The sequence below is a fragment of the Flavobacterium selenitireducens genome, from assembly GCF_014748335.1.
GTDB lineage: Bacteria > Bacteroidota > Bacteroidia > Flavobacteriales > Flavobacteriaceae > Flavobacterium > Flavobacterium selenitireducens.
In genome coordinates this window covers 27,032-45,374 of sequence record NZ_JAAVIY010000004.1, presented here as the reverse complement: position 1 = coordinate 45,374, position 18,343 = coordinate 27,032, and the positions used below count along the sequence as shown (strand labels likewise).

Annotated in this window: 11 protein-coding genes; 5 read left to right on the top strand and 6 right to left on the bottom strand. The window is 49.5% G+C overall.

Translation table 11 applies throughout. From position 1 onward, the window contains the following. Window positions 1–446 precede the first annotated feature (446 nt). A complete protein-coding gene (locus HC229_RS07975; RefSeq protein WP_191019955.1) occupies window positions 447–605 on the top strand; it encodes a hypothetical protein in 159 nt (52 codons plus the stop codon). A gap of 228 nt (window positions 606–833) precedes the next feature. Here the strand turns inward: HC229_RS07975 and HC229_RS07970 are convergent, their stop codons facing one another. Beyond that, window positions 834–2,156, bottom strand: a complete 1,323-nt coding sequence (locus HC229_RS07970; RefSeq protein WP_191019954.1) for a LamG domain-containing protein — start codon at window positions 2,154–2,156, stop codon at window positions 834–836. A 147-nt stretch (window positions 2,157–2,303) separates the two neighbouring features. Between HC229_RS07970 and HC229_RS07965 the strand changes: the two genes are divergently transcribed. From HC229_RS07965 to HC229_RS07955, 3 genes are read left to right on the top strand one after another with little or no spacing between them, the layout of a single operon-like run. Further along, entirely contained in the window at window positions 2,304–2,822 is a 519-nt protein-coding gene (locus HC229_RS07965) for an RNA polymerase sigma factor (protein WP_191019953.1), read from the top strand. An 11-nt stretch (window positions 2,823–2,833) separates the two neighbouring features. Beyond that, window positions 2,834–3,745, top strand: coding sequence for a FecR family protein (locus HC229_RS07960; RefSeq protein ID WP_191019952.1), 912 nt, complete (start codon window positions 2,834–2,836; stop codon window positions 3,743–3,745). Continuing rightward, window positions 3,738–6,038 carry a TonB-dependent receptor plug domain-containing protein gene (locus HC229_RS07955; protein ID WP_191019951.1) on the top strand — a complete coding sequence of 767 codons (2,301 nt, stop codon included), beginning with the start codon at window positions 3,738–3,740 and terminating at the stop codon, window positions 6,036–6,038. Before HC229_RS07960 ends, HC229_RS07955 begins: the two co-directional genes overlap by 8 nt. Before the next feature lie 274 nt (window positions 6,039–6,312). On the opposite strand, the gene HC229_RS07950 is transcribed toward HC229_RS07955, so the two are convergent. The 5 genes from HC229_RS07950 to argS all read right to left on the bottom strand — a co-directional run bounded on the left by HC229_RS07950 (window position 6,313) and on the right by argS (window position 13,246). Further along, window positions 6,313–6,774: an META domain-containing protein gene (locus HC229_RS07950; protein WP_191019950.1), complete on the bottom strand. Its 462-nt coding sequence runs from the start codon at window positions 6,772–6,774 to the stop codon at window positions 6,313–6,315. Window positions 6,775–6,932: 158 nt separating this feature from the next. After that, on the bottom strand, window positions 6,933–8,429 hold the full coding sequence (locus tag HC229_RS07945; RefSeq protein WP_191019949.1) for an MBOAT family O-acyltransferase: 1,497 nt from the start codon (window positions 8,427–8,429) through the stop codon (window positions 6,933–6,935). Further along, window positions 8,426–9,847 carry a GDSL-type esterase/lipase family protein gene (locus tag HC229_RS07940; protein ID WP_191019948.1) on the bottom strand — a complete coding sequence of 474 codons (1,422 nt, stop codon included), beginning with the start codon at window positions 9,845–9,847 and terminating at the stop codon, window positions 8,426–8,428. Before HC229_RS07940 ends, HC229_RS07945 begins: the two co-directional genes overlap by 4 nt. After that, the gene (locus HC229_RS07935; RefSeq protein ID WP_191019947.1) at window positions 9,837–11,324 is read right to left on the bottom strand and encodes an SGNH/GDSL hydrolase family protein; all 1,488 of its coding nucleotides are present in this window, start codon (window positions 11,322–11,324) and stop codon (window positions 9,837–9,839) included. Before HC229_RS07935 ends, HC229_RS07940 begins: the two co-directional genes overlap by 11 nt. Window positions 11,325–11,467: 143 nt before the next feature. Next, window positions 11,468–13,246, bottom strand: a complete 1,779-nt coding sequence (gene argS / locus HC229_RS07930) for an arginine--tRNA ligase (RefSeq protein WP_191019946.1) — start codon at window positions 13,244–13,246, stop codon at window positions 11,468–11,470. A 446-nt stretch (window positions 13,247–13,692) separates the two neighbouring features. Here argS and HC229_RS07925 point away from each other — a divergent pair, with 446 nt between their 5' ends. Further along, window positions 13,693–18,288, top strand: a complete 4,596-nt coding sequence (locus HC229_RS07925; RefSeq protein WP_191019945.1) for a T9SS type B sorting domain-containing protein — start codon at window positions 13,693–13,695, stop codon at window positions 18,286–18,288. The last annotated feature ends 55 nt before the right edge of the window (window positions 18,289–18,343 follow it).

The following is an 18,343-nucleotide window of genomic DNA, read 5'->3' as shown; positions in this document are numbered from 1 at the left end:
AGCGAATGAGGTAATTAGCGAATTAGCGAATGGGATAATTAGCGAATTAGCAAATGAGGTAATTAGATAATTAGATAATTAGATAATTAGATAATTGGATGGTTAGATGATTACCTGATTAGAGATTGATTGATTGATTAAGTAATGGATTACGGTTGTTGGGGATTTGGGCGACCGCCGTCCGGATCGCTTGGTGTGACGGGAACTGCCGGCTGGCCGGCGCCGGGCTGTCCGCTTTAATCCTCCCCGCTTTTCGTGTTTTGCATTGCCCCAGCCTGGCTTCCGTTGGTCGCCGCCAGCGGCTGCAAAAACAACGAAAAACGGCTGCGGGCTGTCGCTTCCATCCCTGCCGCAAATTCGAATCCTACAAAATTACAAGGTAAAAATGTACGACAACCTTTTGATTATCAACTTAATTTAGATTCGAACATAAAACCCGATCTGTCATGAAAACGATACATGCAATCAGAGCAATGGTCATTGTCGCGTCTACGGCGCTGATGGTAGCCTGCGGAACCCAATACCGAGGTTCGGCCGCAGACCGCAGCGGAACCAACGGAGCGACGAACGGAAACGGCAAAATCCCATCTACGACGACGCGCTAAGTTGCCCGACCAGTTTGCGCGAAGGATGGAAGCGAAAAGCCTTTCACTAAAAAAATAATGGTTTTACACAAAAAACGCGGCGACCAACGGAAGCCGACGCTTTTTGCAGTAAAACCTTATTTTTTGGGGAAGCTTGAAGCGGACAGCCTGACGGTTTTGAACAGGATTGCGTTTATAAGACAATGGAGTAAAACCGTCGCGCCCTAACAAAATTACCGACAAACATTTTTAGTCGAGGCAAGTGTTCACGTCTCCGTCGAGCCCATATAATTGTAAGATTTCCTGTATTTCAAGCGCGCGTTTGTAGACGCGAACGTCATCGATGAATCCGCGGAAATCGCCTCCGACGAAATTGGGCGACATCATGCTTTGGGGAAACTCCATTTGCTGTTCTGCCCGCAGCTCACCGTCGCGATAAAGCGAAAGCACGCTTCCGTCGTAAACCACTACCAGATGGTGCCAGACGCCGATTTGCCCGAAAAGCTGGCCCTCTATCCAATCCTGGTCGACGAGCTCGATTTGGTCGGCGGCGAGGACTTTGGGACTGCGAATTTCGGGATTCGGGCCTTCGAGCACGATATCGAGAAGATTCGTACGGAACAAAACCTCGGCAGGGCCGTCGAAATTCGGTGTTTGGCGATTGAACCAAATGCTCACCGTGAACGCTCCGTCCTGCAACATATCGTTATTGGGATTTCCCGGCGTGACAACCTGGTTATCTGCCGATCCCGACAGGAACGAAATCGCGCCATTGGCATTGTCGCTACGGTCTGTCGTGAATTGAATTTCGCCTATCGGCTGGGAGTTGGCGATTTCGGTCAGATCTTTCACTTCGTTGGCAAAGGTCAGGTATAGGATGAGGCCGTCGGAAAGGATAGTTTCGCCTTCGCAGGCGCAATCTGCGATCGCCGACGAAATGGCGTTGTCAAGGTCAGTATTGTCATTGATCACGACAAGGCCGTTGTTCGCCGTCACCGGATATTGGATCTGGTACACTTCGGCTTCCTGCAAGTTCATCAGCGTAAGATAGAATTCCTGGTTACTGTCGATGGCGACCGTAAAAGGATTTTGGGATCCTGTGTCGTAAATGCTGAGCGTTACCGGGAAGTCGAACGCGATGCACGATATTGCTTCGAAGCCTGCACAATCTGAGACCGCGCCAACGAACTGGCTTTCGTTCGCAATCGGGATTTCTTCGTAAGATGCCGTGATGAGTGTGATCGGATATACGAAATCGACCGTACCTCCCGTGGACGTGCTCTCGAGAATTTCCTCGACGACCGCGTATTCATCTGCGGAAGCGACCGTGACGGTTTGCCCATTTACCAAAACCTGTACGGGAAGTTTTACGGTAAAACAGTCCGTGCTGTCGATGACGTTGTCGATACTTGTATTGTTTGCGGTGACGCTCTGCAATTTTTGGGTTAGCAGCGCATTTTTATCGAGACTGGCCGTGCCGGGATTGTTGACCCGTTCTTCGTCCTGGCACGAAAACAGCGTGCCGAGCGCGATCACGGAAAACAGGAGTGAAAATCGGATGAAATTTTTCATGTCATTTTTTACTTGGTTAGCGTAAAAACAGCCGTCTTGCTAAAAACCCTACTTTAAATCGCTTAAATTTAGTGCGCCGAAAAGTTTCTGTCTAAAGGTAGGGTAATTCCATTTTCATCTGTTTTACCCTTGAAATTTCTAATGCGTATGGAAAATTGTACGATGGGAGGCGTCTGTGAAGAAGGTCTCTTTTCACGGATCTTTACACAACAAGCCCGTTCGTTGCGCAATTATCTCGTGTACAAGTTCGGGGATTCCGAAAAAGCGAACGACCTGACCCAGGACGCGTTCGCCAAACTTTGGGAAAATTGTGCCGACGTCCCCGAGGAAAAAGCGAAATCCTACCTCTACACGGTCGCCAATAACGCAGCCTTGAATAAAATTGCGCATAAAAAAGTGGTGTTGGCTTATGCGCAGAACACGACGGCGAGTGCAGTCACGACCGAAAGTCCTGAATTCGTGTATGAAGAGGAAGAATTCCGGACGCGTTTACATCACGCCATAGGGAATTTGAGCGACGCCCAACGCACTGCTTTTTTGATGAACCGCATCGACGGAAAAAAATATCACGAGATCGCCGAACTACTTGAAATTTCAGTCAAGGCGGTAGAAAAGCGCATCAGTGGGGCACTGGTTTCCTTGAGACGCGAAATTGGGAGAATATGAAAATGGACGATATGGAAACAGACGAAAAATACGATCTTGCCAAATGGATGGCCGGCGAAATGAACGATGACGAACTCAAGGCGTTTCGCAACGCTCCTGAATTTGAGACTTATGAATGGATTGCCAATGCTAGTCGGGATTTTCGTACCGAAGCTTTCGATCAGGATAAGATGCTGGCGCGGGTAATGGCGGGCAAACCGCGTCCGAAAATACCAAAAGTGATCCCGTTCTATCGCTCGAACCTGTTTCGCGCAGCAGCGGTTTTGATTCTCTCAGCCGGTTTGTTTTTTATTTTAAAGCCAAATCCGATGACGACCGAGCATACGGCGTTCGGGAAAACGGCCTCGTTAGTGTTGCCCGATGCATCACATGTGGAACTCAATTCAGGTTCGGAAATTACGTTTGACGAATCTGCCTGGAACCAAAAGCGGGAGCTGGCGCTAAAAGGAGAAGCTTATTTTAAGGTCGCCAAGGGCAAAACGTTCGAGGTCAACACCGATTTGGGCAAAGTCACCGTCGTTGGGACGCAATTCAACGTAAAAGCGAGAGGATCGCGACTGGAAGTGGAGTGTTACGAAGGAAAGGTCAACGTGACGGTTGGAAACCACAAAACGTTGCTTACTCCGGGAACCTGGGTCGTGTTTGACGATGGAAATCCGAAAGGCGTTCCCGTCCTGGACAACACCCAACCGGCATGGACTCAGGGAGAAATGCAGTTTACGTCCGCTCCGCTCGAGGAGGTCATAGCCGAAATGGAGCGCCGCTTCGACGTCAGAATCGAGCTCAAAACCAAAATCGACAAAACGGTTAGCGCGACATTTTCAGGAACCGACTTCCAAGAGACGATGGCAACGATTTGCACACTGTATAAACTCAACGCCACGACCAGCAATGACGTGGTGATTTTATCTGCCTATGAATAAAATTTTTACCGCGCTTTTCCTGCTGTTTTTTTCTTTCGGACTTTTTGCCCAAACGGCAAAGCCTGAGCCGTTACGCGCCGTGTTACAGCGTCTCGAACAACAACATGAAGTGCGTTTTGCGTTTTTGGATTCCGATGTGGAGCGTTTCGAGATCACGCCTCCGCCAGATGGATCGCTTCAACAAAAACTCGATCATATCAGTCAGCTCACCGGGCTGGCTTTTGCATTTTCAGGAAGTTCGCGCATCGTGGTGACAAAACCGGATGCTGACGCCCAAACCCTGTCGGACACTTTGACCGGGCAACTCAAGGAAGTCGTGGTGCATCACTATCTCGCGAAAGGCATCACCAAGAACTCCGATGCTTCGCTTCGCATTTCGCCCCAGAATTTCGGCCTGCTCCCCGGCCTTATCGAGGCGGACGTATTGCAGACCATGCAGCAGATTCCGGGGATCCTGAGCGTGGACGAAACCATCTCGAACATCAACGTTCGCGGCGGGACGCACGACCAAAACCTGTTTTTGTGGAACGGCATAAGAATGTTCCAGACGGGTCATTTCTTTGGGCTCGTTTCGGCGTTCAGCCCACAACTGCCCCAACGTATCGACGTGTACAAGAACGGTACGCCTTCGGTTTTCGGGGAAGGTGTTTCGAGCACGGTCAGCATCGCCACAAGAGCGGTTGATTCGACAAGGATCGGATTGGCGGCCAACATGATCAGCGCCGAGGCATTTGCCCAGTTCAGGATCGGGAAAACGGCCGGCCTCAGCGTCTCGGCACGGCGCTCGCTTACCGATTGGACGGACTCTCCTACTTACCGCTCCTATTCCGATCGCATTTTCCAGAACACCAAGGTCACTGATCTTGAGCGATTTGAAAATATCGATTATGCAGTCGACAGCGATTTCCATTTTTACGATTTCTCCGTCCAATACGTCCAGGCAGTCGGTAAAAAAAGCCGTTTTTCGATAGCCGGGATCGGAATCTTCAACGGATTGGACATCACACAAACCAAATTCGATTCGCTTGAGGCACAATCGAGGAAAAGTCGGCTTGACCAGCGCAACTTAGGGTCATCGCTGGAATGGACGACGCGTTGGAATCACAGGAATATTACTACGGCAACCGCCTATTTTTCTAATTACGATTTGAGCGCGACCAACAGGTCGGTCGAAAACAACCAGCAAGTCGACCAGGAAAACGAGGTGCTGGACACGGGTTTGGGGATACGCCACGTCTTTCGAATTTCGGACAACCTGACGTTTGAAAATGCTTATCAATACAATGAAACCGGGATTTTAAATACGGATCTTGTGAACGAACCCGAGTATGGCCGCCGCACCAAAACCGTATTGCGCAACCATGGGCTATCGACCCAACTGGACTACCGAAGCGCAGACGGCAACTTCTCACTTACGCCGGGTTTGCGGTTCAACTATTACGACCGTTTCGGGAAATTCCGTCTTGAGCCGCGATTGCGATCGTACTATCGTATCACGGACGCATTTAGGATTGAGGCACTTGCGGAATTCAAAAGCCAGACCGCTTCACAGATCATCGACCTCCAACAGGATTTTCTTGGCTTGGAAAAGCGGCGTTGGGTAGCTTCGGACGATGATGATGTTCCGATCCAGCGCAGTTTCCAATCGTCTTTGGGCGCAGTTTATGAATGCGAAAACTGGCTGCTGAACGTGGATTTGTTTTACAAAAATGTCGACGGGATCCCGAGTGCAAGCCAATCGTTCCAGAACCAGCTCGAGTTCATGCGCATCAACGGCGATTACAAAATCTGGGGATTCGAGGCACTTGTACAGAAAACGTTCGCAGCGCATTTCCGCACTTGGATCGCCTACAGCTTTAATCGCAACGAATATACTTTCGATGGATTTACGCCTCCGAACTTTGCCAACAATTTCGAGATCGTGCACGCGCTTACCGGTGCTTTGAGCTACGAAGCCAAGCGATTTAAGGCTTCCGTTGGCGGACGTTGGTACACGGGAAAGCCGCAAACCCAACCGTTGGCGGGGCAGACCATTCCGAATTTCGGGCAAATCGCTTATGCAGACCCGAACAGTTCCAATCTTGACGACTACTTCCAGTCGAACGTCTCGTGTTCTTACCAAATTAGAATCGGAAAATCGAGCATGGCCGCCGGTTTTTCTGTCATGAACTTGCTCGACAACCGCAACGTGATCAATCGCTATTACCGCCTCAACGATGAGAATTCAATTGAGCGCGTCAATACTTATGCGTTGGGCCGAACCGTGAATTTAAGTTTGAAGGTAATGTTCTAAAAGCGGAGTTTGTCATTTGGATCATCCGGCGAATAGTACTCGGCTAGTGAACTCATTTAACTAAAAAAGCCCTCCGTTTCCGAAAGGCCTCCTGATTTTGAAATTTACTTAACTAACTGATCCAAATATCCGACTTTGAGGCCGCGGGTCAAAACCGATTAAGAAAATTATAAGAATTAACTGTTAATTTGGTTCCACCGCTCTGATTATAAATTCGGTAAAATAAAAAACCAGCCTTTCAAAGACTGGTTTTTCGTTCAGAGAGATCCCAAAATCAATTGGTATTGCGTTCAAACGTAAGGTAATCGGTTCCGTCGTCATCGTCGTCCTGAAGACGGATCTTGTTCCCGGTGCGCTCGATCGGATCCCAGTCTTCAGACAATTCGGCAAACGTCGCCGGCGCCCCGAAGGTCAGGTTGAAATCCGGATTGTTGTTTGGGTTGTTGTCGTCGTCGCTGTCGTCGGCATCTACCGTCCAAACGCCGCTGTACGAATTCGTGCCGTTGGAGGCGGTCACGGTATTGTCGTCGTTGAAGGTAAAATTGTAGCCGGTAAAGTCAGCGGTTTTGTCGATTCCGTTATCCTGGAAATTCGTCACGCGCCAAGTTCCGTTCTTTACGGTGTTTTCGAGTTCCTGTTCGGTAATGTTCCCATTGTTGTTGTTTCCGTTGTCGTCGTCCGAGCAACTTGCGAATGTGGCAGTGGCCGCAAGCATCCAAAAAATTCCTTTTCTCATTGTGTGTTGTTTTAGGTTAATCCTGATAAGACAACGGGCGGGACAACGCGAAAAGTATGGCCGCGGTGCGGTTTTAAGAAAAGTTTTTGATTTCGGATCACTGAAATACCCAAGTGCCGAGGCGCCGAAGTCCTGGTGTAAATTGCGATCAGAATCGATCAGAACTGGAAATAAATAAACGGTTGCGGTCCGCTAGTCGCCGTTGCGTAAACGACCCAATACGTCAGGGCCAGCGTAAGTGCTTTTGCCGGTATCGGCATTTTGTCGAAAGCCGATTTCAGGAAATCGATCCATTTCGCCGGGAGGAAATGCCACAGGTAACCAATCGCCATCACGATGAAAACATTTCGGTAACCGGACAGGATCGTCAGCCATTCAGCCGGTTTGAAATCGATCAGGCCAATATTCCGGATGACCTCGAACGCCGTCGTAAAATCTTTGGCGCGGAAGAAAATCCAGCAAAAAACCACGAAATGGAACGTCAGGATAATTTGGATCGACTTGACGAAAAGGTTCTTCGGTAAGTTGAGCTTTCCCTTGAACAGACGTTCTACGACGAGCGCCAATCCGTGCAAACAGCCCCACATCACGAATTTCCACGAAGCGCCATGCCAGAGTCCGCCGAGCAGCATCGTCAGGAAAAGGTTGACGTAAGTGCGGAATTTGCCTTTTCGGTTTCCGCCGAGCGAAATGTAGAGGTAGTCGCGCAGCCATGTGGAGAGCGAAATATGCCAGCGGCGCCAGAATTCCGTTACCGATGCCGATTTGTAAGGCGTACGGAAGTTCGTCGAAAGTCGGAAACCCATAAGCATCGCAATCCCGATGGCCATATCCGAATAACCCGAAAAATCGCAATAGATCTGTATCGTATAACCGTAAGACGCCATGAGGTTTTCAAACGGCGTGTACAAATTCGGTTGGTCAAAGACGCGATCGACGAAATTGATCGAAATATAGTCGGAAATCACGGTTTTCTTGAGCAATCCGCCTATGATCAGGAACAATGCATAATTGACCTCTTCCCGCGTGAGCGTGATCTTTTTGTAAATCTGCGGCAGGAATTCGCTTGCGCGGACGATCGGGCCGGCCACCAATTGAGGGAAAAACGACACGAAAAACATATAGTCGAGAATGTTCTTCGTCGGCTGGAGTTCGCGTCTGTAGATATCGATGATGTAGCTCATCGACTGGAACGTATAAAACGAAATCCCGACAGGTAAAATGATGTCGTGGAACGCTATGTTGCCGCTGAAAATCCCGTTGTAATTGTCAATCAGGAAGTTGGTATACTTAAAATAGCCGAGGAAGCACAAATTCAAGATTACTGACAAAACGAGATAAAACTTGCGGTACGCCTGCTCTTTTTCGTTGTGCAGCAACTTGGCCAGATTGTAATCGGTCACGCCGGATATCAGCAAAAGGCAAAAATAGATTCCACTCGATTTGTAGTAGAAGAACAACGAAAACGCGAACACGTAAAGGTTGCGCATCGCGTGCGTCTTCGATTTGAGCGTGAAGATGTAAATCGGGTAAAAAATCAGGAACATGCCCAGGAACAAAGGCGTGTTGAACAAGATCGGCTCTTTTTTGTCAAAAATGAACCAACTTTCGTAATTCGCCAGGAACCAGGCTTGAATATCGTGCAATTCCATCATTTGCCTGCTGCCTTAAAGTCTTGATATGCTTTCAAAATCGCTTCGGATAACAACGTTCCCATTTTGGCGTAACCTTCGTGTGTGTAGTGCACGCGGTCGCCGCCAATGATCCCTTTTTTGGCATTTCGACCCACGCCGTACAAACCGCCGAGTTGGGAATACAAATCCCAGGCGGCGTAGTTTTTCTTATCGGCCCCGTCGAGAATCCGTTGGGCGTAGTCTGCGGCGAATGTGTTCGGATAACGGCGTCGGAACAGCGATGGCGGAGGCGTGAGCACCAAAATTTCCGCTTCCGGATTTTCCTTTCTGACGCTTGCGATAAACTGATCCATCTGCGAAACGTAAGCGTCCCCACTCATTTTGTCGAACGACTCGTTTGTGCCCAACGACAGGATTATCAAATCCGGATTCAATGCTTTCAATTCGGAAAAGAACGACGGATATTTGTTGAAATCGGAAAATTTCGCACCGTTGACGCCAATTGAATGGTAAATCACGCCCGGAAGGTTGTTCTCCAAGACGATCCCGTTGAGTGCGACGTCGAACGCGCCTTGAGCCGGAATCAGGTAAATTTCGTCCAGCGGCGTTTGCGAACGGTAAAAATGGGAAACCTCGTTTTCCTGCATTTGCAAAGGGACGAATTCAGACCGGTAGATTTTCCTGGTCTGCTTTTCATTCGTCGGAATTTTCAAAGTCTTTCCTGCGCAGATGCGGTCGGATTTCAACCCATTGGCTTTTTTGAGAGCCGAAATCGAAAGGTTATATTTGTCGGCTATGGAGCCCAACACTTCACCGTTTTTGATCTTATGCGTAATTTTCTTCGGAACCTGTGATTCCATTTCGATGCGTTTCTTCGCCGTAGCGATGTCGAACAGCGGACGGTTTTGAGGCGTGATGACCCGGATCAGGTTAAACTCGTTATCGGAGACTTTCGCGTCGAATTCAATCGCAAAATCACTTGCGGACGTGATCAGCGCAATACCGCTCAAACCAACCGGATAGTCGGGATTAACGGAATTGATGTTGCGCCAGCCGCTCCATTTCGCGTTCGATGAAAATTTGTAGTCGGATGAGCCGTTCGTCCCAGCCAAGCGATGCGGAAATGCGAAACCACGGCCGCCATTGCCGAATTTTGCTTGCAGGTCAAGTCGCGTCCGATGTGAAAAAAGATCGGCCTGGATGTGGGAATCCCCAATCTGGACGATGTTAACTTTGCGATTTTTACTCGATTCGAGTTCCGACAGTTTTTTGTAAAAATTCGCGATCGCATTCGTGTTCTGGAAGCGATTGTCAGGGATCGCGACCTCGGTCGTATCGAGTTCGACGACGGAATCAGAAACTACGGCAGTAGCGTCTTTTTCCTGTGCCGACGCCCATGCGCTCAATAGCGACAATATGAAAATAAATCTAATTCGCATCGAGTGAATCGCTTTTGCGTTTGAGGCTGTCCACCGACACCGACGTCGTCTTCCTGTTCGCCCGAAGTTTCTTGAATTGGGCATAACCCTGGTTGAGTTGACCGTATATCAGGCTCGCGAAACGTTTGGCGCCTTTAAAGTTCGGATGGGTGTAATCCTTTCCGGCCATCGCAGGCTCTTCTTCAACCCATTTTACCATAGATTCGCGTCCGCCCATGAGCTGAAATAGGTTGACGAATCCTGATTTTGTGGTCAGCGCATATCGTTTTTGCGCCTTGGTCAACGGAACTACGGCCGAATCGGTCTTCATTTCCATGTTGTATTTCGTCGATTTGTCTGCAGTTGAGACGATCAGCACGGCGGCTCCGGGAAAGCACTCGTGTATGCGGTTGACGGTTTTGGTCATCGCACGTTCGTACCATTTGTAGTCGAGCGTGCCGTAATTAAGCACGTTCGTTCCGTAATGCAACACGATCAGGTCGTACCCGAGTTTTTCCTGGAAGGCTTTCATCAACGTCGGGTTGAATTTCGAAATCGGGATTCCCGAATTGCCGCGTTGGGAGAAATTGTCTACGTGGACGCCTTTTCCGTCGTCGAAATTAAAGCCGTAAATCGGGATCGAATCGGCGTGATGGAAATCGACCTTGATGCCTTTCAGCGCGCCATTTGCCAGCGTAACCGTATTCAAGGTGTTAGCGGTCCCCATTTTCTTTCGGACCGTATCCTTGCCGGAAGTGTAGGAAACCACGCCTTTTTTATTGCCCGAACTTCCGTAGAACACCGTCGGATTGTCTAGTTCCTGGTTGAATTTCCCTTTTCCTGTCTTGAATTTTACCCATTCGGTACGCAAGGTATCGTTGGCGAAAAACACATGGCCGTTGACGCCGAACGAGCGCTTTGGCCATTTTACGTTCAGGTACGATTGGGATTTCCAGTTGCCTGAATATTCGTGTTTGATCGAATTTCGCGACGCCGCAGATTCCGACGTGATCGGCACAAAACCGACACCGCGTCCACCAAACTGTTCCTGTAAATTCGTCCTGAAATCCTGTACGATCATGTCGCCGTCCGTCATCGAATCGCCAAAATACGCGATACGGACGTTGCCTTTGCCGGTCGTCTCGAGTTGGTACAACTTTTCGTAGAACGCGATCAAATACTGGTCGCCTTTGTAATTGTCGAAGGTTTCTTCTGGAAATTGTATGCCGTCCGTCGGATAATACACTACCGGTTGGTTGGCCATTCCTTCGCCTGGTTGCGCATTGGGTTGACTACCATCGGCAGAATCGCGACTGGCTTGCTTTTTCTCTTCCTCGAACGCATCGATCAGCATCGAATCGATCAGGACGTTCTTGGTAGTCCCGGCCTTGTCGGAAAAAATCTTATCGGGAAGCACTCTTTTTATGCCCAAAAAGAATATCGCTGACAGCAGTACGATCAGGAACGAAGAAAAAAAGTACGATTTTGGTGCTTCCACTTATTCTATCTAATTATAACAAACCCGGCAAACTTTAAAATTCCATTTGTCGCCAAAAAATTCTCCTGACGTTCTACTTTCAGTCATTCCATAATTCGCGAATTCACAGCCGAAATGTTAGCCCAAAATTCGCGAACTTTCTTTTACATCCTTTCGGGAACGTCTATCCCTAACAAGGAAAATGATGATTCGATGATGTCCGCCACTTTTTTTGACAATTGTGTCCGGAAGATCTTTTCGGTCTGGTTTTCAGCGCCCAAAATCGGCACGGACTGGTAAAACGAATTGTATTCCTTGACCAGTTCGTAAGTGAAATTGGCAACCAAAGCCGGGCTGTGATTCTTCGCCGCTTCCTGGATCACGTTTGGAAATGTCGCGATCAGTTTCAGCAATCCTTTTTCTTTTTCATGAAGCGCATACCCGTTGACATCGGACGAAAAATCGAAGTCCGCCTTTCTGAGAATCGAGCGGATCCGCGCGTATGTATATTGGATGAACGGCCCGGTATTTCCTGCGAAATCGACCGATTCCTCCGGATTGAACAAAATGCGTTTCTTCGGATCGACTTTGAGAATGTAATATTTAAGTGCGCCAAGACCGATGGTCGTGTACAATTTTTGTTTTTCCTCGTCGGAATAGCCGTCGAGCTTGCCGAGTTCCTCAGAAATCTTTTGAGCCGTTTCGGTCATGTCATCCATGAGATCGTCCGCATCGACGACCGTTCCTTCGCGGCTTTTCATCTTTCCGGAAGGCAAATCGACCATTCCGTACGACAAGTGAAACAGGTTGTCCGTCCAGTCGAAACCAAGTTTTTTCAGGATGAGGAACAACACTTTGAAATGGTAGTCCTGTTCGTTCCCGACGGTGTAAACCATTCCGCCTACATCAGGAAAATCCTTGACACGCTGGATTGCCGTGCCGATGTCCTGCGTCATATAAACCGCCGTTCCGTCAGAACGCAGCACGATTTTGCGGTCGAGTCCGTCTTCGGTTAGATCGATCCAGACCGAACCATCGGGATCTTGTTCGAAAATGCCTTTTTCAAGCCCCAATTGCACGACTTCCTTTCCGAGAAGGTACGTATCGGATTCATAATAATATTTGTCGAAATCGACGCCCAACTTCTCATACGTCTGGCCAAAACCGTCGTAAACCCATTGGTTCATCTTTTCCCAAAGCGCGATGACCTCCAATTTTCCGGCTTCCCAGTCGCGTAGCATTTCCTGGGCTTCGATGAGAATGGGCGCTTGCTTCTTGGCTTCTTCTTCGATTTTCCCGTCCGACACCAACGTCTCTATCTGCTTTTTGTATTCTTTGTCGAATTCGACATAGTATTTCCCGACCAACTTATCGCCTTTCAAACCGGATGTTTCGGGCGTTTCACCGTTTCCGAACTTTTGCCAGGCTATCATCGATTTACAGATGTGGATGCCGCGATCGTTGATGATCTGCGTTTTATAAACCTTGTTTCCGGCTGCTTTCAGGATCTCCGCAACCGAATAGCCCAAAAGGTTGTTCCGGACGTGGCCCAGGTGAAGCGGCTTGTTCGTGTTTGGGGACGAATATTCGACCATGACGGCTTTTCCGTCTTCTTTCGCGGGTACGAAACCATATTTAGCGTCGTCTTTTGCCGATGCGAAAAAATCGAGGTAGAAATCGTCGGCGATGACGATGTTGAGAAAGCCGGCCACCACATTGAATGCTTTGACCTCCGCGACGTTGGTTGCGAGATATTCGCCGATCGCGTTCCCGATTTGTACCGGGTTGCCCTTGACCTGCTTCAGCAACGGAAAGATCACGAGCGTAATGTCACCTTCGAAATCGCGTCGCGTCGCCTGGAACTCAAACTGTTCGACGGCGGCTCCATAAAGCGTACTGACGGCTTTTTGTACGGCGGGCAAAAGGATTTCGTGTAGTGTCATTGTTACTCGTTTTTTTAGGCGTGCAAAGATAGCTAAATATTCGATCGGATTCTGAATAAAAACAGCCCAACACCCGACATATTACACTTTTATGAGATCCGGTCCGACGAACCGCCCCGTGGTCGATTTTGCCGCATGGGATTCCTGTAAAGTCGTCAAAAAATTGTGTAAATCGACCGATTCGGAATAGCGAAAAGGTTTTCGCTCATAAACTGACGAATCGCAAAAATTCGAATTTTGCGTCATGTGCACGAAATCAGGCATTTCCATTTTCCCGCCAAAACAACTCACGGTCAATAATCTTGTAAGAATTATTCCTCTTAAAATAACAATTTAGTGCATTTCATCGAGTTTTTTTGCTTTTAATCGGTATGCGAACGCATCTTTGCCCTGTCGAAATAAAACAAAAATAAAAACATTCAAAAGCGACCCTAAAGCTTGATGTTATGAAAAAATTCCTACTCAGTTTAACTGTTGTATTTTCTTTGCCAGTATTCGCCCAAAGTATTTCGGTGAATACCAACACGCATACCGTGCCCCAATTGGTCAATAATGTGCTGATCAACTCTCCTTGCGTTGAGGCCAACAATATTACCTGGAAGACGGGATCCAACTTCGGATCCACGAATGGTATAGGTTACTTCCAAAACGCCAATCCAGGTTTCCCGATGCAGGCCGGAGTCGTACTCAGTACGGGTAACGCGCTCAACGCCGCGGGCCCGAACACGACCATGCTCAACGACGGCGCCATGAACTGGCCCGGAGACAGCGATCTCGAAGCGACTTTGGCCCAGGCCGGAATCGCCATGAGCTCCGTCAACGCTACCGTTCTTGAATTCGACTTTACGCCCATTTCGCCCCAGTTCAATTTCGATTTCGTATTCGCCTCAGAGGAGTACGGAAATTTCCAATGCCAATTCTCGGATGCGTTCGCCTTCCTGTTGACGAACATGAACACGGGAGTTACGACGAACCTCGCAGTCGTGCCCAACACCAACGTACCGATTTCGGTGGTGACGATTCGCGACTTTTTGTACAACTCTTCCTGTGGGTCGGCGAATGCCCAGTTTTTTGGCTCATTCAACGGAGGATCGGCTGCGGCGGCATCGGCCACGAATTTCAACGGACAGACCGTCCTGATGAACGCGAGCTCGACGTTGATCCCGAACACGCCTTACCACATTAAACTCGTAATTGCAGACCGCACCGACAACGAATCGGATTCGGCAATTTTCATCGCATCTGACAGTTTCAATATCGGACAGCAGGTGCTTGGCCTTGACCTAACCGTGGCCAATCACACCGCTGTCTGTTTTGGTCAGACCTATACGCTAAGTTCAGGATTGAATCCGGCGGAATACACGTTTACCTGGAAAAAAGGGAACCAGGCGCTCTCAGGCGAGACCGGGCCGTCGATCAACGTTACCGGGCCCGGAAACTATACCGTTACGTATTCTCCGGTAGACAACGCTTGCCAGGCCACTTCGGACTCCATCAATATTGAGTTCTATCCGCAATTCATCACGCCAAACCCTACCGCTCTTTACAAATGCGATAACGGATCGGGGAGCTACACCTACAACCTGGCGCTCAACACGCCTATCGTTACCGCTGGTTTGCCGGCCGGAACGACGGTTGCTTATTTTGCTTCGGAAGCCAACGCGAACAATAACGTAAGCCCACTTGCAGCCAATTACGCCAGTCCGGGCAACCAAACGGTTTTTGTCCGAATCAACAATCCTGTTACCGGATGCTTTACGGTAAAATCGTTCCAGTTGTCGATCACGAACGGGCCTATCATCGCCCAGCCCCAGGACATTACGGCTTGCGAGCGTTCGTTTACCCAACATTCGGCTATCATCAACGTGAACAACCAAACGGCGGGCATCCTCAACGGCCAGTCGCCTGCGCTGAACCTGGTCACGTACCATCCGACACAAGCCGACGCCAACGCCGGAACGAATCCGTTCGGTGTGAACGCAACCGCTACAAACGGAACGGTGATCTACGTTCGCGTCCAGAACGTGTCCGATGCGAATTGCTTCGCTACCACATCGTTTACGGTTTTTGTGAACCCGCTTCCGCCTGTAGATCAGATGCAGAACGTGATCGTTTGTGAATCGTATGTACTGCCGACACTCCAAAACGGCAATTACTTTACCCAGCCAAATGGAGGTGGAACGCCAATGTTCGCCGGGGATGTCATCACCGAAACACAGGTCGTTTATATCTTCAGCCAGCCAGGCGGGCCGCCAAATTGCAGCTCGGGATCGAGTTTTAAAGTGACGATCGTCGATCCTTTGACGATGTCACCAAGCGATGGTACCTATTGCGGCAGCTTTACTGTTGGAACACCGGAATACGGAGCGTTTTTCTCCCAGCCTGGAGGTCAGGGAAATCCCATCCCGGCGGGCACGCACATTACGGCATCTCAAACGCTTTACTATTTTTTCCAGACCGATGTGGCGCCATTTTGCGTCATCGACACCGATTTTGACGTGACGATCATCGATGCGCCTAGTGTCGGGAACTTCAGCAACGTGTTCAACTGCACCTCGTATACGCTTCCTGCGCTTGCCGTTGGAAATTATTACACGCAACCAGGTGGACAGGGAACGCCTGTTGCCGCCGGTACGCAAGTGACGACGACGACGACGTTTTATGTTTTTGCCCTCAACGGAAATTCTGAATTCAGCTGTACATCTGAAGATAGCTTTACCGTCCATATAGGGATCGATACTCCTGCCGATGTAAACCAATGTGCGGGCTATGCGCTGCCTCCTTTGGCTATCGGAAATTATTATACAGGACCCGGCGGAACCGGCACTTTATTGGCCGCCGGAACCGTTATCGGGACGCCGCAAACGGTTTATATCTATGTACCGGGCGGAAGCGACTGCGATCCGAACCGCTCGTTCCACCTCGATATTTCCCAGCCGGAGATCGATTCTGTACCGAATCAGGTCGTATGCGGAGGCTTTACGTTGCCGCAATTGGTAAACGGCGAATACTTTACCGGCCACAACGGCTCGGGAACGCAATTGCACGCCGGAGACTATATTTCTACAACGCAAACCATCTACATCTTCAAGCGACTTAACGCAAGCTGCACCAACCAGAACAGTTTCACGGTGACGATCAGTGCTGCGCCTCCAATCGACTCCCGCTCGGAAATCGATGTGTGCAACGCTTATGAACTTACCGCCTTGGGCGTCGGAAATTATTACACCGGGCCAGGCGGAACAGGGAACATGCTTGCTGCGGGAACGATCATCACGACCTCCCAGACCATTTACATTTATGCGCAAAGCACCCAGGCACCGTTTTGTGCTGCAGAGAACAGCTTCGACATCAACATTTTCTCGATCGAGGCCGACGCTCCGGCTCCTGTAACGGCTTGCGACAATTTTGTACTGCCGGCGCTTACCGTCGGAAACTATTTCAGGAATCCCGGCGGCCCGGCTAATAATCCGGAAGGGAACGCGCTTTTCGCAGGCAACGTGATTTCGGCTTCGACCACGCTTTATATCTATACGGAATCAGGGGAACGCATCAATTGTACCGATGAGAATACTTTCCAGATCACGATAAACAACACGCCTCAATTGACGCCGATCGCGAGCGTTTTTACTTGTAATTCCTATGAATTACCTGCGCTGGCACTTGGTGATTATTACACCGGGCCTCAAAAAACGGGCGATCATTTGAATGCAGGTGACGTCCTGACTGCCAACCAAACGCTATATGTTTACTCGGAGACAGGAACGGCTCCGAACTGCTGGAACGAGACTTCGTTCAACGTGACGATCTTCAACGTGGACGAGCCTGCCGATGTGACGTCTTGCCAGAACTACGTTTTGCCTGCGCTTGCGGTCGGACGCTATTACACCGGACCTAACGGAACGGGCACGCTTTTGAACGCCGGAACGAGCGTCTCCCAATCCGGGACGATTTATGTATTCGCCCATGCTCCGTTCAATCCGAGCTGTACCGACGAAAGTTCGTTTGATGTGACCATCGTTCCGGAACCTGTCGCACATGCTGTTCCGGCCGGACAAGCCGTGACGTGCGATGAAGACGGAACGAACGACGGCATTACCGCTTTCGATTTGGGCACGTTGACCGCAACAGTATTGGGAAGCCAGACGGGAACGGAATTTTCGGTTACGTATCACGAAAACCTGGCCGACGCCACAACGGGAGCCAACGCCGTCACGACATCTCAAATGACGACTGTTTTCGCCAGGGTGGTCAACGCCCTCGCACCAAACTGTTTCGACACGCGTTCGATAGCATTGCACGTAAACAAATTGCCGGAACCAACGCCGGTGGGAGGCGTCATGTGTTACGATTCCGAAACCGAGACAATGCTCAGACCTTATGTGATCCACAGCGGATTGAACGCTTCGCAACACAGTTTCCAATGGCTTAACGACTTGGGTGAGGTCATCGCCACGACAAGCAATTACACGGCTGTAAAACCAGGCGATTATACCGTGATCGCGATCAACAACTTCACGGGTTGCGTTTCGATGCCGGTTACCGTGACCGTCAGAGGCTCAGAACCGGCGGTAGTGACGTATCAGACGAGTCCCGATTTCAGCGACAATATGACCATTACGGTTACGGCGGTCGGAACCGGGGATTACGAATACTCGCTTGACGGAGGCTCATGGCAGGACAGCAATGTCTTCCAGAACGTAACGTCGGGAACCCATACCATTACCGTTCGCGATAAAAACGATTGCGGATCGGCCAGCACAGAAGCGTTGATCGTGAACTATCCGCATTTCTTTACTCCTAACGGTGACGGATATAATGAAACCTGGAATATCAGAGACCTCAAAGACCAACTGACTTCCAAAATCAGCATTTTCGACCGCTACGGAAAACTCATCACCCAGATTACGCCTAACGGCCAGGGTTGGGATGGAATGTACCAAGGCAAACTTATGCCGTCAACAGATTACTGGTTTACAGTAAATTATACCGAAGGCGGCCAGGAAAAAGAGTTCCGCGCGCATTTTGCGATGAAACGATAAACAAAATTTCTCATATTGGATTGGAGAGGCTTCTTGAGCAGAAGCCTCTTTTTTT